The organism is Micromonospora sp. NPDC020750 (assembly GCF_044334565.1).
Classification (GTDB): domain Bacteria; phylum Actinomycetota; class Actinomycetes; order Mycobacteriales; family Micromonosporaceae; genus Micromonospora.
The window spans coordinates 16,708-38,882 of sequence record NZ_JBIRTH010000019.1; the positions used below are offsets into that span (position 1 = coordinate 16,708).

The 22,175-nt window shown below is 73.4% G+C and carries 19 protein-coding genes; 5 read left to right on the plus strand and 14 right to left on the minus strand.

Features of this window, described 5'->3' with window-relative positions; all coding sequences use genetic code 11:
• Positions 1-39: 39 nt before the first annotated feature.
• From ACH4T9_RS31490 to ACH4T9_RS31530, 9 genes are all read right to left on the minus strand, one after another.
• Positions 40-294 carry a hypothetical protein gene (locus ACH4T9_RS31490; protein WP_396675045.1) on the minus strand — a complete coding sequence of 85 codons (255 nt, stop codon included), beginning with the start codon at positions 292-294 and terminating at the stop codon, positions 40-42.
• Between the two features lie 105 nt (positions 295-399).
• Entirely contained in the window at positions 400-1,863 is a 1,464-nt protein-coding gene (gene obgE / locus ACH4T9_RS31495) for a GTPase ObgE (RefSeq protein WP_396675043.1), read from the minus strand.
• Between the two features lie 94 nt (positions 1,864-1,957).
• Positions 1,958-2,215, minus strand: coding sequence for a 50S ribosomal protein L27 (gene rpmA / locus ACH4T9_RS31500; RefSeq protein ID WP_387025096.1), 258 nt, complete (start codon positions 2,213-2,215; stop codon positions 1,958-1,960).
• Between the two features lie 11 nt (positions 2,216-2,226).
• Positions 2,227-2,541: a 50S ribosomal protein L21 gene (gene rplU, locus ACH4T9_RS31505; RefSeq protein WP_328419425.1), complete on the minus strand. Its 315-nt coding sequence runs from the start codon at positions 2,539-2,541 to the stop codon at positions 2,227-2,229.
• A gap of 237 nt (positions 2,542-2,778) precedes the next feature.
• Positions 2,779-3,294: a hypothetical protein gene (locus ACH4T9_RS31510; protein WP_396675042.1), complete on the minus strand. Its 516-nt coding sequence runs from the start codon at positions 3,292-3,294 to the stop codon at positions 2,779-2,781.
• A 120-nt stretch (positions 3,295-3,414) separates the two neighbouring features.
• Entirely contained in the window at positions 3,415-6,579 is a 3,165-nt protein-coding gene (locus ACH4T9_RS31515; RefSeq protein ID WP_396675041.1) for an Rne/Rng family ribonuclease, read from the minus strand.
• Between the two features lie 138 nt (positions 6,580-6,717).
• Positions 6,718-7,431 carry a TIGR03936 family radical SAM-associated protein gene (locus ACH4T9_RS31520; protein WP_396675074.1) on the minus strand — a complete coding sequence of 238 codons (714 nt, stop codon included), beginning with the start codon at positions 7,429-7,431 and terminating at the stop codon, positions 6,718-6,720.
• A gap of 172 nt (positions 7,432-7,603) precedes the next feature.
• Positions 7,604-9,595, minus strand: coding sequence for a TIGR03960 family B12-binding radical SAM protein (locus ACH4T9_RS31525; RefSeq protein WP_396675039.1), 1,992 nt, complete (start codon positions 9,593-9,595; stop codon positions 7,604-7,606).
• A gap of 263 nt (positions 9,596-9,858) precedes the next feature.
• Positions 9,859-10,515, minus strand: a complete 657-nt coding sequence (locus tag ACH4T9_RS31530; protein WP_396675038.1) for a hypothetical protein — start codon at positions 10,513-10,515, stop codon at positions 9,859-9,861.
• Positions 10,516-10,739: 224 nt separating this feature from the next.
• On the opposite strand from ACH4T9_RS31530, the gene ACH4T9_RS31535 reads away from it, so the two are divergent.
• On the plus strand, positions 10,740-12,428 hold the full coding sequence (locus tag ACH4T9_RS31535) for a hypothetical protein (RefSeq protein WP_396675037.1): 1,689 nt from the start codon (positions 10,740-10,742) through the stop codon (positions 12,426-12,428).
• A gap of 72 nt (positions 12,429-12,500) precedes the next feature.
• Here ACH4T9_RS31535 and ACH4T9_RS31540 read toward each other — a convergent pair whose 3' ends face one another.
• The gene (locus ACH4T9_RS31540; RefSeq protein ID WP_396675036.1) at positions 12,501-13,202 is read right to left on the minus strand and encodes a lysophospholipid acyltransferase family protein; all 702 of its coding nucleotides are present in this window, start codon (positions 13,200-13,202) and stop codon (positions 12,501-12,503) included.
• A 274-nt stretch (positions 13,203-13,476) separates the two neighbouring features.
• On the opposite strand from ACH4T9_RS31540, the gene ACH4T9_RS31545 reads away from it, so the two are divergent.
• Positions 13,477-13,917 (plus strand): carboxymuconolactone decarboxylase family protein, encoded by a 441-nt coding sequence (locus ACH4T9_RS31545; protein WP_396675035.1) that lies wholly within the window; start codon positions 13,477-13,479, stop codon positions 13,915-13,917.
• A complete protein-coding gene (sigJ, locus tag ACH4T9_RS31550) occupies positions 13,866-14,798 on the plus strand; it encodes an RNA polymerase sigma factor SigJ (protein ID WP_396675034.1) in 933 nt (310 codons plus the stop codon). Before ACH4T9_RS31545 ends, sigJ begins: the two co-directional genes overlap by 52 nt.
• 42 nt (positions 14,799-14,840) lie before the next feature.
• Here sigJ and ndk read toward each other — a convergent pair whose 3' ends face one another.
• Complete coding sequence (ndk, locus tag ACH4T9_RS31555; protein ID WP_396675033.1) at positions 14,841-15,266, minus strand: nucleoside-diphosphate kinase; 426 nt, start codon at positions 15,264-15,266, stop codon at positions 14,841-14,843.
• Between the two features lie 144 nt (positions 15,267-15,410).
• Here ndk and ACH4T9_RS31560 point away from each other — a divergent pair, with 144 nt between their 5' ends.
• A complete protein-coding gene (locus ACH4T9_RS31560; RefSeq protein WP_396675031.1) occupies positions 15,411-16,769 on the plus strand; it encodes a VOC family protein in 1,359 nt (452 codons plus the stop codon).
• Positions 16,770-16,865: 96 nt separating this feature from the next.
• Here the strand turns inward: ACH4T9_RS31560 and ACH4T9_RS31565 are convergent, their stop codons facing one another.
• The 3 genes from ACH4T9_RS31565 to ACH4T9_RS31575 form a co-directional block, all read right to left on the minus strand.
• Entirely contained in the window at positions 16,866-17,264 is a 399-nt protein-coding gene (locus ACH4T9_RS31565; RefSeq protein WP_396675030.1) for a DUF4233 domain-containing protein, read from the minus strand.
• The gene (locus tag ACH4T9_RS31570; RefSeq protein ID WP_396675072.1) at positions 17,261-18,532 is read right to left on the minus strand and encodes a bifunctional folylpolyglutamate synthase/dihydrofolate synthase; all 1,272 of its coding nucleotides are present in this window, start codon (positions 18,530-18,532) and stop codon (positions 17,261-17,263) included. The genes ACH4T9_RS31565 and ACH4T9_RS31570 overlap by 4 nt, the downstream gene beginning before the upstream one ends.
• A 95-nt stretch (positions 18,533-18,627) precedes the next feature.
• Complete coding sequence (locus tag ACH4T9_RS31575; RefSeq protein ID WP_396675028.1) at positions 18,628-21,246, minus strand: valine--tRNA ligase; 2,619 nt, start codon at positions 21,244-21,246, stop codon at positions 18,628-18,630.
• Between the two features lie 69 nt (positions 21,247-21,315).
• On the opposite strand from ACH4T9_RS31575, the gene ACH4T9_RS31580 reads away from it, so the two are divergent.
• Complete coding sequence (locus ACH4T9_RS31580) at positions 21,316-21,999, plus strand: hypothetical protein (protein ID WP_396675026.1); 684 nt, start codon at positions 21,316-21,318, stop codon at positions 21,997-21,999.
• Positions 22,000-22,175: the final 176 nt, after the last annotated feature.

Consider the following 22,175-nt stretch of genomic DNA (forward strand, 5'->3'; position numbering starts at 1 on the left):
ACTGCCGAAGCGTCGGCCCCCGCACCGGGGATGGGGGTGTCAGGCCACGACCGGGAGTCGCTTGGCGAAGCAGCGGCTGTACGGGTTGGCGACGTATTCGCCGAACACCGGGATCGGGGCGTATCCGCAGGAGGTGTAGAGGCCGGTGGCCACGAACGCGAGGTAGCGGATGTCGTCGTGGGTGACGGTCGCCTGGCCGTCCAGGCCGCCGTCGGCCTCCCGCAGCTCCCGCTGCTGCGCCGCGACCAGGGTGGCGATCTCCGGGTCGGTGGTGGGCCGCGATTCGATCAGCATCCCGGGAACGTAGGCCGCCCGGGTTTCCCCCAGGTTTCCGGCGGGCGACCCGGCGGCGGAGCCCGGCGAGCGGTTCGTCGTAGGGCCGCCCGCCGGCCGCCGGAGCTATTCGTCGAGGTCGGCGTCGAGGTCGGCGTCCGACTCGACGGCCCCCAGTTCGTCGTCCGAACGCACCCGGCGGGACTTGCGCGCGGCGAGCCGCTCGGCGGCCGAGGCCCGGGACGACTTCTCCTCCAGCCGCACGTCGGTGCCCCGGTTGCCCGGGACGAAGTCGACGCCCGCGTAGAGGGTGGGCTGCCAGTCGAACTCACGCTCGCCGATCCGCACCAGGTCGCCTGGGTTCGCACCGGCCTTGGCCAGCTTGTCCTCGACGCCGAGGCGGGCCAGGCGGTCGGCCAGGTACCCCACCGCCTCGTCGTTGTCGAAGTTCGTCTGCCGCACCCAGCGCTCCGGACGCACGCCCCGGACGGTGAACGACCCGTCCGACTCCGCCTCGACGGTGAAGCCGGTGTCGTCGACCGCCTTCGGGCGGATGATGATCCGGGTCTCCTCGGTCGGCGTGGCGGCGGCGCGGCCCTGCTCGACCAGCTCCGCCATGGCGAACATCAGCTCCTTGAGGCCCTCGCGGGTGGCCGCGGACACCTCGAAGACCCGCAGGCCGCGGGCCTCCAGGTCGGGGCGGACGATCTCGGCGAGGTCCCGACCGTCCGGCACGTCGACCTTGTTCAGGGCGACGATGCGGGGCCGGTCCACGAGCCCGCCGTACTCGGCGAGCTCGGCCTCGAGGGCGTCGATGTCGGCCAGCGGGTCCCGGCCGGGCTCCAGGGTGGTGGTGTCGATCACGTGCACCAGCACCGCGCAGCGCTCGATGTGCCGGAGGAACTGCAGCCCGAGGCCCTTACCGGTGGCCGCACCCGGGATCAGGCCGGGCACGTCGGCGACCGTGAAGATGTGGTTGTCGGCCTGGACCACGCCCAGGTTGGGCACCAGGGTGGTGAACGGGTAGTCGGCGATCTTCGGCTTGGCCGCCGAGATGACCGAGATCAACGACGACTTGCCGGCCGACGGGAAGCCGACCAGGCCGACGTCGGCGACGCTCTTGAGTTCCAGGACCACGTCGAGCTGGTCGCCGGGCTCACCCAACTCGGCGAAGCCGGGGGCCTTGCGCCGGGAGTTGGCCAAGGAGGCGTTGCCCCGGCCGCCCCGGCCGCCCCGGGCCACCTCGAACGTGGCGCCGGCGCCGACCAGGTCGGCCAGCACCTCGCCGTCCGGGGTCTGCACGACGGTGCCGTTGGGCACCTTGAGCACCAGTTGGCGCCCGTTCGCGCCGTCCCGGTTCGAGCCCGCGCCGCCCTTGCCGTTCTCGGCCTTGACGTGCGGATGGTAGTGGAAGTCGAGCAGGGTGTGCACCTGCGGGTCGACGACCATGGTCACGCTGCCGCCGTGCCCGCCGTTGCCGCCGTCCGGGCCGCCGAAGGGCTTGAACTTCTCCCGGTGGATCGAGACACAGCCGTGCCCGCCGTCACCGGCCTGCAGGTGCAGGACGACCCGGTCCACGAACATCGTCACGTCGTCAATCCTTCCAGCGGGATGCTCCCCGCGCGTACGAGAAAAGACGAAGCGGGCCGGGACCTACCGGTCCGCGGCCCGCAACGCCTTCGAACTACTGCTGCGCCGGTACGATGCTGACGGTCTTGCGACCGCGCTTGGTGCCGAACAGGACCGAGCCGGCGGCCAGCGCGAAGAGCGTGTCGTCGCCGCCACGGCCGACCAGGTCACCGGGGTGGAACTTGGTGCCACGCTGACGGATGAGGATCTCACCCGAGCTGACGACCTGACCACCGAAGCGCTTCACGCCGAGCCGCTGGGCCGCAGAATCACGGCCGTTACGCGAGCTGGACGCACCCTTTTTGTGAGCCATTTGAGGACGACCTACTTCCCGCTGGAGATGCCGGTCACCTTGACCTGGGTCAGCGGCTGGCGGTGACCCTGGCGCTTGTGGTAGCCGGTCTTGTTCTTGAACTTGTGGATCTTGATCTTCGGGCCCTTGGTGTGTGCGGCGATCTCGCCGGACACTGCGACCTCGGCAAGCTTCGTCGCGTCGGTCACCAGGTCGTCACCGTCGACGAGGAGCACCGCGGTGAGCTTCACCGCGTCACCGGGGGCACCGGTGAGCTTCTCGACCTCGATCACGTCGCCCTCGGCGACCTTGTACTGCTTGCCGCCGGTCTTGACGATCGCGTACATCGGAGGCGGACTCCCTGTCGTTGAGGCTGCTGGCGGTCGTTCCCTCGGCGGCTCACCGGGTAGCAGAGGCACGGCGGCGTGGGCACGCGGGAACTCGGCACACCAAAGTGCGCCGCAAGATAGCCTACGCCATCGGTGGGCTGACGCCCAAACCGGGCTCCCCGCACCCGGCCTGACCGCCGGGGCCGAGACGGGCTCGGCGGCCTCTTTCCCGGGTGCGGCAGGGGCCCCGCCCCGTCAGCGGGCGCAGAGCTGGTCGAGGCGCTGCTGGAGCTCGTCCAGCTCCTCCTCGTCGATCGCGTCCACGTCGGTGCCCAGGGTGCCCACCTCGCTGGCCAGGTCGGCCAGCAGCGTCTTGAGCTGTGGGTCGGTGGCCCGGGCGGACTGCTGTCGCAGCGCGGTGCGCCAGCCGGCCAACGCGGCCTCGGCCCGCTTGCGGGCGGCCTCCGCCGTCGCGCTGTCGTTGGCCCCGACCGCGCCGATCATCCGGCCCAGCTCCGCCACGTACGTGCGGACCGCCGCACCGCTGGCCTTCTGGGCTGCGGCGCAGACCTCCGGGCCGTTCCCACCGGCCGGCGGCCCGAGCGACCCGCCGGCCGCGCCAGGGCCGGCTCCCCCCGCCCCCGGGGTGGCCCCGGCCGCCGCGGGCGGCGAACCGCTCGGTCCGGGCTCGGAACCGGAGCGCCCGGCGGAGCAGGCCGCCCCGGCGGACAGGACCGCCATGGCGGCGGCGAGGGCGAGCAGACGACGCATTCTTCTTCTCCTGACCGGGGTGGCCGATCCTAACCGGGCCCGGGACGACCGACAGGGCCCCGCCCACCGGTGCTGTTGCCGGGGGAAGGGGCCCTGCGGGAAGCGCGGAAGGTCAGCCGGTCACGGGCGGGTGCGCCGCCGGGTACCGCCCCGGCGGGACCGGCGCCGGCCGGTGCCGCCCTCGGTGTCGCCGTCGGCCTCGTCGCCCAGGGCGTCCGGGTCGTCGGCCCCGGCGAGCCGGGGAGAGTCGCCCTGCTGGCTGTCCGTCCCGGCCGGTGCGGCAGCCGTGTCCGCCTCGTACCGGGACAGGTCGTAGCCCATGGTGTCGTGGTACTCGACGACCGCGCTCCCGCCCGGCGCCTCGGGTGCCTCGGCCACCTCGGCCACCGCGCGCTCCGGCGCGGCGCTCTTGCGGGCCCGCCGCCGCGGCGATGCCCCACCGACCTGCTCGGCCGGGGCGGGGGTGGTGACGGCCGAGGCGACCGCCTTGACCTTCTCCCCCGCACCCGCACCCGCACCCGCGGCGCGCGGCTTCTCCGGCACCGGCTCGGTGTGGATGACCACGCCGCGGCCCTTGCAGCAGTCGCAGGTCTCGCTGAACGCCTCCAGCAGCCCCGCGCCGATCCGCTTGCGGGTCATCTGCACCAGGCCCAGCGAGGTGATCTCGGTGACCTGGTGCTTGGTGCGGTCCCGGCCCAGGCACTCGGTGAGCCGGCGCAGCACCAGCTCACGGTTCGACTCCAACACCATGTCGATGAAGTCGATCACCACGATGCCGCCGATGTCACGCAGCCGGAGCTGGCGGACGATCTCCTCCGCCGCCTCCAGGTTGTTGCGGGTGACCGTCTCCTCCAGGTTGCCGCCCGCACCGGTGTACTTGCCGGTGTTGACGTCGACCACGGTCATCGCCTCGGTCCGGTCGATCACCAGATGACCGCCGGAGGGCAGGAAGACCTTCCGGTCGAGACCCTTGAGGATCTGCTCGTCGATCCGGTACTCGGCGAACACGTCGCTGGTGCCGACGTACCGGCGCACCCGGTCGACCAGGTCCGGCGAGACGTGCGAGAGGTACGACTCGACCATCCCGTACGACTCGTCGCCCTCGATCACCAGTTCGCGGAAGTCCTCGTTGAACAGGTCCCGCACGACCCGGATGACCAGGTCCGGCTCCCCGTAGAGCAGCACCGGGGCGCCGCCCGAGGCCACCTTGGCCTGGATGTCCTCCCACTGGGCCTGGAGCCGCTCGACGTCGCGGGCCAGGTCGTCCTCGCTCGCCCCCTCGGCGGCGGTCCGGACGATCACGCCCGCCCCGTCGGGGACCAACTTCTTGAGCGCGTCACGCAGCCGCTTGCGCTCGGTGTCGGACAGCTTGCGGCTGATGCCGGAGGCGTTGCCGTTCGGCACGTACACCAGGTGCCGGCCGGACAGGGCGATGTGGCTGGTCAGCCGGGCGCCCTTGTGCCCGATCGGATCCTTGGTGACCTGCACCAGCACCGAGTCGCCGGACTTGAGGGCGTGCTCGATCGAGCGGGCCCGGCCCTCCAGACCCGTGGTGTCCCAGTTCACCTCGCCGGCGTACAGCACGGCATTGCGACCCCGGCCCACGTCGACGAAGGCCGCCTCCATGCTCGGCAGGACGTTCTGCACCTTGCCGAGGTAGACGTTGCCGGCCATGGTGCCGGAGGAGTTGCGGGTGACGTAGTGCTCGACCAGCACACCGTCCTCCAGGACGGCGATCTGGGTGCGGTCGCCGCGCTGGCGTACCGCCATCACCCGGTCGACCGCCTCCCGGCGGGCCAGGAACTCCGACTCACTGAGGATCGGCGGACGGGTCCGCCGCTGCTCCCGGCCGTCGCGGCGGCGCTGCCGCTTCGCCTCCAGCCGGGTCGACCCGGAGACGCCCTGCACCTCGTCGACGGCCTTGCGCGGCTCGCGGATCTTCACGACGGTGGGCACGCCGTCGTCGGCACCGCCGTCACTGTCCCCGGCGCCCCGCCGACGACGACGGCGGCGGCGGCGGGTCAGCCCGTCCCCGCTCTCCTCGCCCTCGTCCTCGTCACCCTCGGCGTCGGCGGTCTCCTCCTCGGCCTGGGCGGTCTCCTCGGCGTCCTCGTCGGCGTCGTCGTCCGCGCCGCCCTTGCCACGCCCCCGACCCCGGCGGCCACGCCGACGCCGCCGGCGAGCCGCCGCGGTCTCGTCCTCGTCCTCGTCCTCATCCTCGTCGTCCTCGGTGGCCTCCTCGGCCTCCTCGATGACGGGCTCCTCGACGGGCTCCACCGCCTCGACGAGCTCGGCCTCGCGGCGACCGCGGCGACGTCGCCGGGTCGGCTCGGGCTGCTCCTCGGCCGGCTCCTCCTCGATCACGACGGGCACCACGACCCGGGCGACCGGCGCCTCCTCCGGCTGGGGTGCCATGAAGAGCACGGTGGGCGCGGAGAGCGCAGCCCGCCGCCGCCGGGTCTTCGGCTCGGCGGGCTCGGCCGCCTCGACGGGCTCAGCCGGCAGCACGGCGGGCACGGCGGGCACGGCCGCGCCGGGCGGGACCTCCCCGGCGCGGTTCTCCGCACCGCTGGGCCGGGTGCCGGCGGCGGCCGGGCGGCCGGCCTGCGCCTCGGCGGCCTGGGTGGCCTGGGTGGCCTCCGCGGCCTGGTCGGTCTCCTCGTCCTCGGCCGCCGCGCCGTCGACCGGCTGGGCGGCGGCGGGCGCGGACGTGGTCTGGGCGGGCGCGGACGACGCCTCCGCCTGGGTGATGGTCGGTTCGGCGCCGGCCTCGGCCGGGGCCTCCACCGCGGGCGCGGTGGCCTTGCGGCGGCGGGTCCGGGTCACCTTCACCGGGGGTACGACCTCGGCGGACGCCTCCTCCACGCCGGCCGCGACGACCGGCTCCTCCGCCGCCTTCGCGGTGGTCGCCTTGCGGCGGCGGCGCGGCGTCTTCGGGGCCTCGTCCAGCTCACCGGCGATCGGGGCGAAGACCTCGGCCTGGGGGGACTCGCTGCTGGTCGAGCCGGCGGAGGTGGACGCCTCCGTCGGCGCGTCGGTCTGCTCCGGCTGGTTCAGCGGGGCGGCCCGCCGCCGGGTGGCCCGCTTGCGGGGCGGGGCGGGCGGCGCCTCGGCGGCCGGCTCCCCACCGGGCGCCAGCTGGGCGGCGGTGGACCCGCCGACCGGGGCGGCGCCCTCGGCAGCGCCGGTGACGGTGCCGTTACCGGCGTCGGTGGTGCGGTCAGCGGTCTCGCCGGCCGGCTGTGAACCGGTCCGTTCGCCGCCCTCGGGCTCGTTCTCGAGCATGGAGGTTCTCCAGTTCTGGCTGCCCCGGGCGCGGTTGAGCGCTGCCACGCAGGGTTGCCGCAAAAGTGTTTCCGCCGGGCGCGCGAGGTGCGCGACCGCCGAAGTCTGCCTGCCCGAGCGTTGACCGACGGTCAACGCTCATACGATGGCTGCCCCGATGCGGTCCGCGTCCAACGGATCCGCGATCGCGCCCTGCGCGGTCAACGTGCCCTGCGCCAGCCGGATCACCCTCGGGGCGACCGGCGGCTCCAGGTCGGCCACCGCGCGGAGGCCGGAAAGGACGTCATCGGGCCGTACGGACGGGGTGACCTGCCGAACGACCAGTTCGAGTATCGCACACGGTACGGCCGTGGCCCCGGAAGGCGTCTGCGGAGACGCAATCACATCGATGCTGATGACTGCCGCGCGAGCATCGAAGGTGCGGCGGCCCTGCTTGGTCATCCGCTCGACCTGGACATCCTCGGCGGCGATGAAGGCGGCCACCGCGCGATCCAGCACGGCCGGCTCGACCTCCGGCAACTCGATCCGCCAGTGCGACGCCTCGATCCGGTCGGCAAGACCACCACCGGAGGCGACGACAGCTTCCAGGATGTCAAGGCCGGGCGAGAGGGCGGCGTCCAGGGCGGCCCGCAACTGCTCCGGGTCGACCGGCTCGCGGAGCCCGATCTCGAGGTACTCCGCCTCGCTGGCCACCCCGGTCGGGGCGGCACTGGCGTAGGAGATCTTGGGATGCGGGCTGAAGCCCTGCGAGAAGGCGATCGGCACACCCGCCCGCCGCAACGCCCGCTCGAAGGCACGGGCGAAGTCGCGGTGCGAGGTGAACCGCAGCGGTCCACGCTTGGCGTACCGGATCCGGACACGCTGGACGATCGGGGCCTGCCCGCCCTCCGGCTGTGGTTTCCTGCTGATCGTCGTGCTCCTCGGACTCAGAACCGGTTGGTCGTGCAGGTGCCGTCGCCGACATGCCGTGACCGTGACGACACCTACCTGATCAACGCAGCGGGCGGTGGTGGCCGGCCGTGGGTCAGGGGTGGGTGTGGGTGGGTACCTTCAGGCCGGCGCCGTTGAGCGGGGTGAGCGGGAGCAGCTTCTGGCCCGTCGGGCCGATCTGGATCTCGGTGTCCATGGACGGGCAGACCCCGCAGTCGAAGCACGGGGTCCACCGGCAGTCGTCCTGCTCGTACTCGGACGTCGAGTCCTGCCAGTCCTTCCAGAGCCAGTCCTTGTCCAGGCCCGAGTCCAGGTGGTCCCAGGGCAGGACCTCCAGCTCGTCGCGCTCCCGGGTGGTGTACCAGTCCAGGTCCACCCCGAAGGCCGGCAGCGTCGCGGCGGCGGCGTCCACCCAGCGCTGGTACGAGAAGTGCTCGCTCCAGCCGTCGAACCGGCCGCCGTCCTCCCAGACCCGACGGATCACCGCGCCGACCCGGCGGTCGCCGCGACTGAGCAGGCCCTCGATCAGCGACGGCTCGCCGTCGTGGTAGCGGAAGCCGATCGCGCGACCGAGTGACCGGTTCGAGTTGATCTCCTGCTTGAGCAGTCTCAGCCGGCCGTCGATGACCTCCGGCCGCTCCATCTTCGCCCACTGGAACGGGGTGTGCGGCTTCGGCACGAACCCGCCGATGGAGACCGTGCAGCGGATGTCCTTCGAGCCGGTGGCGGCCCGGCCCGCCTTGATGACCTCGTGGGCCATCCGGGCGATCTGGAGCACGTCGTCGTCGGTCTCGGTGGGCAGGCCGCACATGAAGTACAGCTTCACCTGCCGCCAGCCGTTGGTGTATGCGGTGACGACGGTGCGGATCAGGTCTTCCTCCGACACCATCTTGTTGATCACCTTGCGGATCCGCTCAGACCCGCCCTCGGGGGCGAAGGTCAAACCGGTGCGCCGGCCGTTGCGGGACAACTCCTGGGCCAGGTCGATGTTGAACGCGTCCACCCGGGTCGACGGCAGCGACAGCGACACGTTGGTGCCCGCGTACTGCTCGGCCAGGCCGGAGCACATGTCGCCGATCTCGGAGTGGTCGGCCGACGACAGCGACAGCAGGCCCACCTCGTGGAAGCCGGAGAACTCCAGCCCCTGCTGCACCATCTGTCCCACCGTGGTGATCGACCGCTCCCGGACGGGCCGGGTGATCATGCCGGCCTGGCAGAACCGGCAGCCCCGCGTGCAGCCCCGGAAGATCTCCACCGCGTACCGCTCGTGCACGGTCTCGGCGAGCGGGACCAGGGGCTTCTTCGGGTACGGCCAGGCGTCCAGGTCCATCGTCGTGCGCTTGTGCACCCGGAACGGCACGTCCGCCCGGTTCGGCACGACCCGCTGGATCCGCCCGTCGGGCAGGTAGTCCACGTCGTAGAAGCGCGGCACGTAGACGCTCTCGGTGCGGGCCAGCCGCAGCAACAGCTCGTCCCGGCCGCCCGGGGAGCCCTCGGACTTCCACTCCCGGACGATCGTGGTGATCTCCAGGACAGCTTCCTCGCCGTCGCCGAGCACGGCGGCGTCGACGAAGTCGGCGATCGGCTCCGGGTTGAACGCGGCGTGCCCGCCGGCCACGATCACCGGATCGGCGTCGGTGCGATCCGCCGCGAGCATCGGGATGCCGGCCAGGTCGATCGCGGTGAGCAGGTTGGTGTAGCCCAGCTCGGTGGAGAACGAGATGCCGAACACGTCGAAGTCGCGCACCGCGCGGTGGGCGTCGACGGTGAACTGCGGCACGCCGTGCGTGCGCATGAGGCTCTCCAGGTCGGGCCAGACCGCGTACGTCCGCTCGGCGAGCACGTCAGGCAGCTCGTTGAGGACCTCGTACAGGATCTGCACACCCTGGTTGGGCAACCCGACCTCGTAGGCGTCCGGGTACATCAACGCCCAGCGGACGGTCGCCGTGTCCCAGTCCTTGACCACCGCGCCCAGCTCGCCACCGACGTACTGGATGGGCTTGGTCACCTGGGGCAGCAGCGGCTCCAGCCGAGGCCAGACGGAGTTGGCCGCGGCGGGGCGCGGGGTGGTGGACGGGACGCTCATGATGCCCAAGGGTACGCGTCCGCCCACCGGCCGCCGCGTCGCATCCGCCGCGCGTCCGGCCCGGCCCCGGAAAGGACCGTTCGCGCCCACGCTGATCAGCGTCACGGCTGGGGCGTACCCCGCCTACGAACTGTCGCCGCAGTGGCCGAGGAGCGGCTGAACCGGGGCCGGGACGGGCCTCAACGCTTACCTCGCGGAGCGGCGGGCGTCCCCGGCGCAGGATGGCTCCAGCTCAAGCAGACCCTCGGGACCATGCATGGTGATCAACGGGGCAGCCGCTCGACGCGGCAGTGCAGGGGTTGCGCCGCCGCTACGGTGATGCCGTCGGCACTGCCGAGGAGTGCCTGTGGGAGGAGCAGGCCCGGGTAGCGGGCGGTGATCGCTGCCCGATGGCGGTCCGGGTCGTCCATGGCGACGACGACGCCGAGGCCCATGTCGGTGCTGATCCCGTTCAGGACGATGCCGCGTCTCTGCCAGTAGGAGCGGTCGGCGAAGACTCTGGCCTGCCAGGCGGCAAGCTGCCGCTCAGAGTGGACGGCGTCGACGAACCTGACGATCACGGTCGGCACGAGGGCGCATACGGCCTGGTCGACGGCGGGGCCGGAGGGGATGCGGCGCACCTTGAGCAGGTTCTGTTCGAGGTCGAGCTCGACCCCGGCGTACACCTGCGGCCAGCGCTGCTCGCCAGCTTCCTGCACAGTGGTGGCGGCGTCCATCAGGCTGTTCTGATGCGGCCAGTAGGAGCGCCCCGGCGACGGGGTGGGCGGCGACGGGACGGCGGTGCCGGCCTGGGCGCAGGAGGACGGGGCCGGTGAGGTGGCGGGTTGTTGCGGTGCGGCGGCGGAGCCTGGCTGGCCGCAGGCAGCGAGCCCGGCGAGCGCCGGCCCGGCCAGGAGCGTGAGCAGGGTGCGTACGCGCATGGTCGAACCTCCTCGGCGGCGAGCCGCCATATTCGGACACTACCGATCTAACGCTCTGATCAGGGATAAGGAACAAACAATCCCCCGACCGGTTCCACAGATCGACACGGCCTCAGCCGGTCCGGCTGCTGGCGCCCAGCCACTCGCCACCCGGGACGTGGGCGAGTCGCCGTCGGTGGCACGCCGGTACTAACCTCGGACCGGCGCGAGAGGAGATTGCCGCGATGCCGCACCCGCAGCCGGGAGCAGACCGACCGGCCGACGGGGGCACCCCGGCCGCCGACCGGGGCCAGGATTTGGCCACGGCCGGCGAGTCGACCCCCTCCCCCGAACCACCGCCGGGCCCGCGCGACGCCACCGCGCCGCCCGCCGCCGCGGACGTGCCGGCCACGGACCCGGAAGGCACGCCCGCCGGGACGGAGGTGTCCTCCGCCCACACGACGCAGGACGCCACCCTGACGCAGGACGCCTCCGGCTCCGCCGGCACCCCGAGTGGCGACGCTCCCGACGCGACCCTCTCGGTCGGCGATCCCCGACTGGCGGCCGAGACGACTCTCGAACAGAACGGCCCGGACCCCACCGCGGTCGAGGCCACGCCGGGGCGAACCGGCCCCGACCCCACCCGGATCGAGGACACGTCGGCCGGCCCGGACCCGGCTCGCGGCGACGGTGGGCCGACGCCGGCAGTCCCGACCCCCGACCCGACGAAGGTCGACGCCCGACCGGACCGGACCACCCTCGACCCCGCCGCTTCCGCGCCCCCGGCGCCCCGGTGGACCGGCTCCGCGCCGGTCCCACCGCCGCCGCAACGCAGGCGGAACTGGGGCGAGTCGGCGGAGCCCACCCCGCCGCCACCCGCCCCGATCGGGCACGGCCCGCTGCCGCCCCCGGAGAGCCAGGTGCCGGTGGACCCGTGGGCCGGCGTGGACACCGGCAGTTGGGACCTGCACTCCGCCGAGTTGCCCCCGCTGCCGCCGACGCTGTCGTACCCGACGCCGCCGGCCGCCCGGCGGCACCCGGGGCCGGTCGCCGGCTCGGCACCCGTCGTCGGGTCCCCGACCCCGCCGCCGCCGGTGGCCCATCCGGCCACCCCACCGCAGGGAGCCCGGCCGGTGTCGCCCGCGGCGCGGCCCGTCAGTTCGCCGCCGCCCGTGGCCCGGCCACCGGCGCCGACCCGTCAGATGCCATCGCAGGCCCTACCGCGTCAGGTGTCACCGCCCGCCCCGCCGCGCCACGTGCCGCCGCCGGCTCTGCCGGTCGCGCCGTCCCGGCCGCCGCAGCAGCACCGGCCCGCCCCGCCGCCGGCGGCACCGACGCCGCCGCCCGCGCCGAGGGCCCCCCGCCGGCGCCGTCGGCGCTGGCCGTGGGTGCTGCTGCTCAGCATCGCCTGCTGCTGCGGCTGCCCGGCCTACTGGGTGAAGCCGATGTGGGAGCAGTACCCGGCGAGCGCCGCGCTGCCGCAGCAGATCTCCGACCTGTCGCTGCGCGAGGACGCCCGGAGCCAGGCCACCGCGAAGGAACTGGAGAAGGAGGTGCGCAAGGCGCACCTGCTGACCGAGGGCACCTTCGCCGGCGTGTACGCCTCGCCGGCGGGCAAACCGGTGGCGGTGTTCGGCGGCACCGGGTTCCGGCTGACCCCGGAGAGCGACGCGGACGACGAGATGACCCGGCTGACGGAGCCGTACCGGCTCGGGGACAAGCAGGTGGTGGAGACCGGCGTCCGGGGCCGGTTCGAGCGCTGCGCCGTCGGCGCCCTCGACGGCACCGACGTGGTGGTGTGCACCTCGGTCGACCATGGCAGCCTCACCACCGGCGTGTTCACCCAGCTCTCCGTCGACGACAGCGCCCGGCTGCTGGAGACCATGCGCAAGCAGATCGTCACGCCCGACCAGGACCCGGGCACGACGGGCTGAGGCCCGGCGCGACGGGGTGGGTCGGCCGAGGCCGGCAGCCAGGGGCCGGAGTGAGGAACCGGGGCGGGCCGGTCAGGCCGGGGCCGGCGGCTCGCCCTCGGCCACCGGACGCGCGCGGGGCGGGGCGTAGCGCGGCACGTACTCCTGGCCGGTGAGCTTCTGGATCTCGCTCATCACCTCGTCGGTCATCTCCCGCAGCGAGGTCCGGTCGTCCGGGCGGCCGGTGAAGTCGAGCGGCTTGCCGAAGCGCACGACGATGTCCGCCCGCCCCGGCCGGGGCACCCTGGTGCCGATCGGCTGTGCCTTGTCGGTGCCCGTCATACCGACCGGGATGATCGGGACGCCGGCCGCGACCGCCAGCCGGGCCGCCCCGGTGCGGCCCCGGTAGAGCCGCCCGTCGGGCGAGCGGGTCCCCTCCGGATACACGGCGACGAAGTCACCGGCCCGCAGCGCCGGGATCGCCGCGTCGAACGCGGACAGCGCGGCCCGGCCGCCGGCCCGCTCGACCGGGATGGCCCCCAGCCCGGTGAGCACGAACTTCGACAACGCGCCCTTCGGGCCGGTCCCCTTGAAGTACTCCGACTTCGCCCAGAACGCCAGGTGCCGGGGCACGACCGTGCCGAGGAACAGTTCGTCGGCGACGGAGAGGTGGTTGCCGGCGAAGATGGCGCCACCGGTCGCCGGGATGTGCTCCAAACCCTCCACGGTCGGTCGGAAGGCCAACCGGAGCGCGGGCGCCACGGTGAGCTTGCCGATGGTGTAGAGCAGCGGCACTGGTCCTCCGGCGGTCGTGCTGGACAGGGCGATGTCACGTTAGCCGACGCGGTCACGCCGGGCCGAACGGGTGGCCGGGCCGTCCGCTGCGTGGCGGAGGGCTGCTGGGCAGGGGCTCCGCTCGGAAAGGGCCCGTCTCGGCCGGCGGCCCGGGCCTCCAGCGAGGCATCGAAGGTCGGCCGGCGGCGGCATGACCGGCGTCACACCCGCCGCCGTCACATCGACGCCCCTGTCGCCCGTCGTCCTGTTGTACCGACGAGGACGGGAGAACACGATGAGTCGGATCGATCTGGAGGCGGTGGCGCCGGAGGCGTACCGGGCGGTGGCCGGACTGGAGCGGTACAGCCGCGCGAACCTCGACCACACGGTGCTGGAACTGGTGAAGCTGCGCGCGTCGATGCTGAACGGCTGCGCGTTCTGCGTGGACATGCACAGCCGGGACGCCCTCGCGGCGGGCGAGTCCAGCCGGCGGCTGTTCGCCGTGGCGGCCTGGCGGGAGGCGCCCTTCTTCGACGAACGGGAACGGGCCGCGCTCGCGCTCACCGACGCGCTCACCCGCCTCGGGGAGCACGGGGTGCCCGACGAGGTCTGGGACGCCGCCGCGAAGGTCTGGTCGGAGAAGGAACTGGCGGACCTGACGGTCGCGATCGCCACAATCAACGTGTGGAACCGGATCGTGGCAGCCACCCGGCGCCAACCGCCGACGGACGGGTGACGACGGCCGGGGCGGCGCAGGCGGCCGGTGCGCTCGACGCGCACCGGCCGATGCTGCTCGGCCTGGCGTACCGGATGCTCGGCAGCCTGCACGACGCCGAGGACGTGCTCCAGGACGCCTACCTGCGGTGGCTGGGCGTCGACCGGGCGGCGGTGGCCGAGCCGCGCCGCTACCTGTCCCGGGTGGTCACCCGGCTCGCCATCGACCGGCTGCGGGCCCGGCAGGCCACCCGGGAGACGTACGTCGGGCCCTGGCTGCCGGAGCCGGTGCCCACCGCGCCCTCGCCGTTCGGGCCGCCGGAGCACGCGGAGCTGCGCGACTCGCTCTCCCTGGCGCTGCTGCACCTGCTGGAGCGGCTGACTCCACCGGAGCGCGCGGTCTACGTGCTACGCACCGCCTTCGACCTGCCGTACGCGCAGGTCGGCGAGATCCTGGACCGGTCCGCGGCGGACTGCCGGCAGCTGCACCACCGGGCGGCGGCCCGGATCGCCGACGACCGCCGACGCTTCGCGGCCGACCCGGGCGAGCAGCGGCGGCTGCTGGACGCGTTCCTCGCCGCGGCCCGCGACGGCGACCTGGCCCGGCTGACGGACCTGGTGGCGACCGACGTCACCTCGTGGAGCGACGGGGGTGGTCGGGCCAAGGCGGCCCGCAACCCGGTGCGCGGGGCGGACCGGGTTGCCCGCTTCTTCGCCGGAGTCCTCGGGCCCCAGCGGCCGACGCCGCGCGCGGTCCCGATCGAGTTCAACGGCCGGGCCGGGTACGTCGTGCACTGGCCCGACGGCCGGCGGTACGCGCTGACCGTGGCCGCCGCCGGCGGCCGAATCACTGACCTGTACGTGGTCGCCAACCCGGAGAAGCTCACCCGGCTGACGGGGTGAGCCGGTGGTCCGGGGCCCGCCCCGCCCGGCGTCGGGAAGCCGTCAGCCCAGCTCGGGGAACCAGAGCGCGATCTCGCGCTTGGCGCTGTCGGTCGAGTCGGAGGCGTGCACCAGGTTCTCCCGGTTGGACAGGGAGAAGTCGCCCCGGATGGTGCCGGCGGCGGCCCTGCGGCCGTCGGTGCTGCCGATCATGCCGCGCACCACCTCGATGACCTGGTCGCCGGAGAGCACCAGGGCCACCAGCGGGCCGCTGGTCATGAACCCCTTCAGCGGCGGGTAGAACGCCTTGTCGACGTGCTCGGCGTAGTGCTGGTCGGCGAAGTCGCCGTCCATCGTCCGGAGAGCCATGGCGTCGATCCGCAGGCCCTTGCGCTCGAAGCGGGAGAGGATCTCACCGACCAGGCCACGGCCGACCGCGTCGGGCTTGATCAGAACGAGAGAACGCTCGTCCGGGCTGCTGCTGGACACGCTGGGTTCCTCCTGTGCGCGGAAGACGGCTCGGCTGGGTACGGTCAGCCTAGCGACCCGGTGCCGGCACCGGCGCGGCGGCTGCGCTATTCCCTGGGTCGCCGATCCGGCCTAGCCTGGCCCTTGACCCCTGGGAGGTCCACAGTGGCGAATGGCGGGAACCGACCCATCGCGCCGGTACGCAAACTCATCGCGGCGGTGCTGGGCACCGTGGCGACCTTCGTGGTCCTGTTCGGGCTGGGCATGACCAGCTGGGCGATCGTGGCGCTCGGGGTGGCCCTGCTGGTGCTGGCGATCGCGCTGGCCACCGTGCGCGGCGGCGGCCGGACCTGGGTGGTCGGTGTCGGCCACGTGCACAGCGCCTCCGAGCCGCCCAGCGCGTACGCGTTCGGCCGCTGCGAGTTGCAGCTCGTCATCGACGCGCCCGGCCTGCCGCCCCGGTCGAAGAAGATCATCGAGCCGCGGGTCCCGGTGGCGAAGTGGCCCTCGATCGGGCAGGCCCTGCCGATCCGGGTGGCCCTGGACGACCAGCGGCACGTCCGCGTCCTCTGGGAAGAGGTGCCCACCCACGCGGAGACCGCCGCGTCGGCGATGGCCGACCTCCCGCCCGAGTACGCGGGCGCCGACCCGGTCGACGAGATGTTGATCCAGCAGGAAGCGCCGCCGTGGGCCGACCGCGTCCCGGACGACGACTTCCGCGACGACCTGCGCGACATGCCCGGTTTCCACGACGACCTGCGTGGCTCGTCCGGTTTCCACGACGACCTGCGCGACCCGCCCGGGCCCGACCCGCTGCGCGACGACGACCTCGGCCTGCTGCCGGAGGGCCGGGAGCCGGTCGTGATGCACCAGCGGCCGGGCGGCCCGGTCGTGCTGGAGGGGACGCTGGTGGACCCGGCCTCTGGCCCGCTGCCCCGGCGGGCCACCCCGGCTCCCCGCCCGCCGGCCGAGGAACGCTTCGACCCGACCGTCCCCGTCGAGACCATCGACGCGGGTGCCCCGGCCGACCCCATCGACGTGCCGCTGGACGACCCGGCCCCGCGCCCCGGGCCGGCCCCCGACCAGCACGAGCTGGACGAGGCGATCTTCGGTTACGACCCGGAGACCGAGCCCGCCGAAGCGGCGGCCCCGATCAGCGGGGTCGGCATCACCCTGCTGGTCACCGGCCTCGACCGGTCGTTGGAGTTCTACCGGGACACCCTCGGCTTCGAGGAGGTCGACCAGGGTGCCGGCAACGCCGTGCTCGCCTCCGGGACGACCCGACTGGTGCTGCGCGAGGTCACCGGCGCGGCCCCGATGAGCCGCCGCCTGGTCCACGTGAACCTGGAGGTCGACGACATCCAGGGCGCGTACGAGCGGCTGCGCGACTCCGGCGTCCGCTTCACGTACGCCCCGAGGGTGGTGAACCGGGGCACCAAACTGGAGGTCTGGGCGGCGGCCTTCCGCGACCCGGACGGCCACGGCATCGCCCTCACCCAGTGGCGCACCCGCGCCGACGCCTGAACGTGTGGGGACGGCCCTCCGACACCGGGCTCCGCGCCGCGGAGAGCCGCGCCGCGGAGAGCCGTCCCGCAGCGGGCCCGCCCCGCAGGCGGCGGCTCAGCGGCCGAGGATCACCCGGCGCACGTGCAGGGCGTACCCCCAGACCAGGGCGAAGATGATCCCCACCACCAGCAGCGACCAGTGCAGCAGCCCGGCGAGCATCAGCGCCCCCTGGAGCACCGTGCCGGCGTACCAGGCCCACCGCCGGCGCATCATCCCGGCGAGCACCACCGCCGCCACGGCCAACGCCACGATCACCGCGACGGCCGCGCCGCTGAGCTCCCCGCCGACCACCCTGATCGGCTGGATCGCGAGCAGCAGCACCAGGGCCTCCAGGCCGAGCGTCCCGGCGCCCAGGCCACGCACCGCCCCCTCGGGGTTGCGCAGCCCGGAGCGCCGTTGACCCGACCCGTCGCCGACGCCCTCCGCCGGGCGGTCGGGGTCCGGGGCGGTCATCGCTTGAACAGCCTGCGGGCGTCGGCCACGGTCACCACCGACCCGGTGATCAGTACGCCGACCCCGGACAGCTCGCCGGGGACGTCGGACTCGGCCTCGGCCACCGCCGCCTCGATCGCGTCGGGCATCTCCTCGGCCACCGCCACCCGGTCCGCCCCGAAGACGTCCCGGGCCAACTCGGCCAGCTCGTCGGCCGGCATCGCCCGCGGCGAGCTGTTGCGGGTGACCACCAGCGAGTCGAGCACCGGCTCCAGCAGCTCCAGCAGGCTCACCGCGTCCTTGTCGCCGAGCACGCCGAGCACGCCGACCAGCTTGCTGAACGCGAACTCCTCCTGCAGGGCGGTCACCGTGGCCGCCATGCCGTGCGGGTTGTGCGCCCCGTCGAGCAGGACCGTCGGCGCGGTACGCACCTTCTCCAGCCGGCCGGGCGAGCTGACGGCGGCGAAGCCCTCCCGGACCGCCTCCACGTCGAGCTGCCGGTTCGCCCCCGCCCCGAGGAACGCCTCCACGGCGGCGAGCGCCACCGCCGCGTTCTGCGCCTGGTGTGCGCCGTGCAGCGGAACGAACATCTCCTCGTACACCCCGCCGAGGCCCTGGATGCTGAGCACCTGGCCGCCGACCGCCACCGAACGGCGCAGCACGCCGAACTCCGACCCCTCGCGGGCGACCGTCGCGCCGACCTCGGCGCACCGCTCCAGGATCGGCCGGGCGGCCTCCTCCTCCTGTGCCGCGCAGACGACCGTGGCCCCCTTGTGGATGATCCCGGCCTTGTGCAGGGCGATGTCCTGGAGGGTGTCGCCCAGCCACTCGGTGTGGTCCAGCCCGATCGGGGTGAGCACCGCGACGCCGGCCTGGATCACGTTGGTGGAGTCCTCCGCCCCGCCGAGCCCCACCTCGACCACCGCGACGTCGACCGGGGCGTCCGCGAAGGTGGCGAACGCCAGCGCGGTGGTCAGGTCGAAGTAGGTCAACGGCTCGGCGGAGCGCTGGTCGACCAGCTCGGCCAGCGGCACCACCTCGCGGTACGTGGCCACGAAGCGTTCCTCGCTGACCGGCTCCCCGTCCAGGCTGATCCGCTCCCGGACGGTCTCCAGGTGCGGGCTGGTGTACCGGCCGGTGTGCAGCCCGAACGCCCGCAGCAGCGAGTCGATCATCCGGGCGGTCGAGGTCTTGCCGTTGGTCCCGGTCAGGTGGATCGACGGGTACGCCCGCTGCGGGCTGCCGAGCAGGTCGAGCAGCGTCTCGATCCGGTCCAGCTCGAAGTGCATGCGGGTGAACCCGCGCGCGGCCAGCTCGGCGTCGACGGCGGCGAACTCGCCGTCGACGCCGCGAGCGGTGCGGTGGGTGCGATCGTTACGGTCGGTCACGAGGGCAGCGCCTCCAGAGCGGCATCGATGCGGATCAGGTCGGCCTCGGCGGTGGCGAGCCGGTCGCGGATCTTGGCGACCACCGGTTCCGGGGCCTTCCCCACGAACGCCGGGTTGTCCAGCTTCGCGCGGGCCTGCGCGACCTCCTTCCCGGCGGCGGCGCGGTCCTTGGTCAGCCGGGCCCGCTCGGCGGCCACGTCGATCGAGCCCCGGGTGTCCAGCGCGACGCTCACCTCGCCTGGCATGGCCAGGGTCGCGCTGGCCTGGAAGTCGTCGCCGGCCGGGTCGAGCCGGACCAGCGAGCGGATCAGCCACTCGTGGGCGGCGATGCCCGCGCCGGCCAGGCCGTCGAGCCGGGCGACCACCCGCTGGGTGGGCCGCAGGCCCTGGTCCGAGCGGAACCGCCGGATCTCGGTCACCACCCGCTGGACGGTGCCGACCTCGCCCTCCGCGGCGTCATCGATCCCGGTACGGTCGGCTGCCGGCCACGCGGCCGTCATCACCGTCTCCCCGCCGGTCAACGCGATCCACAGTTCCTCCGTGACGAACGGGATCACCGGGTGCAGCAGCCGCAGGAGCTGGTCCAGCACGTGCCCGAGCACCCTCCGGGTGGCGTCGGCCGCCGCCCCGCCCTCGGCGAGCACCGGCTTGCCCAGCTCCACGTACCAGTCGCAGACGTCGTCCCAGGCGAAGTGGTAGAGCAGGTCACAGACCTTCGCGAACTCGTACGCCTCGAACTGCTCGTCGACCTCGGCGGTGACGTGCGCCAGCCGGGACAGGATCCACCGGTCGACGGTGGAGAGTTGCTCGGCCGGCGGCAGCGGGCCTCCCGTGTGGGCGCCGTTCATCAGCGCGAACCGGGTGGCGTTCCACAGCTTGTTGCAGAAGTTGCGGGAACCCTGGCACCAGTCCTCGCTGACCGGGACGTCCTGGCCGGGGTTGGCGCCCCGGGCGAGGGTGAACCGGGTGGCGTCCGCGCCGAACCGGTCGATCCAGTCCAGCGGGTCGACCACGTTGCCGAACGACTTCGACATCTTCTTGCCGTGCTCGTCGCGCACCATGCCGTGCAGGGCCACCACGTCGAACGGCGGCCGGCCGTCCATGGCGTAGAGGCCGAACATCATCATCCGGGCGACCCAGAAGAACAGGATGTCGTAACCGGTGACCAGGACGCTGGTCGGGTAGAACTTCGCCAGGTCCGGGGTCTGCTCCGGCCAGCCGAGGGTGGAGAACGGCCACAGCCCGCTGGAGAACCAGGTGTCCAGCACGTCCTCGTCCTGGTGCCAGCCAGCGCCGGTCGGCGGCTCCTCGTCCGGGCCGACGCAGACGATCTCGCCGTCCGGGCCGTACCAGACCGGGATGCGGTGGCCCCACCAGAGCTGGCGGGAGATGCACCAGTCGTGCATGTTGTCGACCCAGGCGAAGTAGCGCTTGGCCAGCTCGGCCGGCTCGACCTTCACCCGGCCGTCGCGCACCGCGTCCCCGGCCGCCTTGGCCAGCGGGGCGGTGTTGACGAACCACTGCAACGACAGCCGCGGCTCGACCGTGGTCTTGCACCGCGAGCAGTGGCCCACCGCGTGCACGTACGGCCGCTTCTCGGCCACGATCAGGCCCTGCTCGCGGAGCGCGGCGACGATCGCCGGCCGGGCCTCGTACCGGTCCAGGCCCTCGAACGGGCCCGGCGCCGTGATGATGCCGCGCTCATCCATGATCGTCAGGGCGGGCAGGTCGTGCCGCTGGCCGATCTCGAAGTCGTTCGGGTCGTGCGCCGGGGTCACCTTCACCATGCCGGTGCCGAAGCTCGGGTCGACGTGCTCGTCGGCGACGATCGGGATGCGCCGGTCGGTCAGCGGCAGGGCGACCTCGGTGCCGATCAGGTGCCGGTACCGCTCGTCGTCGGGGTGCACCGCCACCGCGGTGTCGCCGAGCATCGTCTCGGCGCGGGTGGTGGCCACCACGACCTCGTCGCCGTACCGGATCGAGATCAGCTCGCCGTCGTCGTCGGTGTGCTCGACCTCGATGTCGGACAGCGCGGTCAGGCAGCGCGGGCACCAGTTGATGATCCGGTTGGCCCGGTAGATCAGCCCGTCGTCGAAGAGCTTCTTGAACATGGTCTGCACGGCCCGGGACAGCCCCGCGTCCATGGTGAAGCGCTCGCGGTCCCAGTCGACCGCGTCGCCGAGGCGGCGCATCTGGCCCAGGATCGCGCCGCCGGACTCGGCCTTCCACCGCCACACCCGCTCGACGAACTTCTCCCGGCCCAGGTCGTGGCGGGACAGGCCCTCGCCGGCGAGCTGCCGCTCGACGAGGTTCTGGGTGGCGATGCCGGCGTGGTCCATGCCCGGCAGCCAGAGCGCCTCGAAGCCCTGCATCCGCTTACGCCGGGTCAGCGCGTCCATCAGCGTGTGCTCGAACGCGTGCCCCATGTGCAGCGAGCCGGTGACGTTCGGCGGCGGGATGACGATGGCGAAGGGGGGCTTGTCGCTGTCGGCAGACGCCCGGAAGCGACCATCGGCTACCCACTGCTCGTACCGTCGCTGCTCTACCTCGCCCGGCTGGTACTGGGCGGGCAGGGTCGGGGCGTCGGGGCGTCGGGCATCCAGTCTGTCGGTCACCCTGAAAGTCTACGGAGCGCTTCCGCGGACCCGACGTGCGCCACCTGCCCTTCGCGTACGGTGTCGGCTATGTCCGACGCACATCTCACCGAGCGTCCGCTCGCCGACGAGCCTGAGCCGATCGACCTCACCGAGGAACCGATCCGGCTCAGCAACCGGGACCCGCAGGACGGGGCCCGACGGCGCGGCCCCCGATCCCGGCGCGGGCGGATCACCCTCGCCGTGCTCCTGGCGGCCGGCCTCGCCGGCGTCGGGGCGCTGGGCGTCGCCGGCTGGCGGGTGGCGCAGCAGAAGGACGCCCGGCTGGCCGCTCCGGCCACCGTCGCCGGCCTGCAACGCGACGACAGCGAGCGGGCCCGCAGCACCGCCGACTACCTGCGTGACGGGCTGTCCGCCGACATCGACCTGGATCGCAGCCTCGGCGTCGTGTACCGCGATCCGGCGGACGACAAGCGCTCGGTGCTGCTCTTCGGGGGCACCACCCTGCTGTGGCAGCCCGAACGCGACCTGGACACCCTCTTCGGCCTGATGGCCGACGAGACCGGGAAGGTCACCGGGCTGCGCAAGGTGCCGGCCGGCCGGTTCGGCGGGGTGATGAAGTGCGGCACCACCAGCGGTGACGGCGGTGACTTCGCCGTCTGCGGTTGGGCGGACCACGGCAGCGTCGCGCTGGCGATGATGCCGGGGCGCCCATTGGACGCCGCCGGTGACCTGATGCGGCAGATCCGCGAGGATGTCCAGACCCGTTCCTGAGCCGCGACGCCCCGGCCGGAGACCTCGTTCAGGCGGTTCGCACCCGGAGCGATCATCGCCGGAGCGGGCCCGGTCCGGGTTCGGAAATGGTCACGGAAACGCGTCAGGGCCACCCCCGAAGGGGTGGCCCTGACCGAAAAATGTCCGGCGGCGTCCTACTCTCCCACACCCTCCCG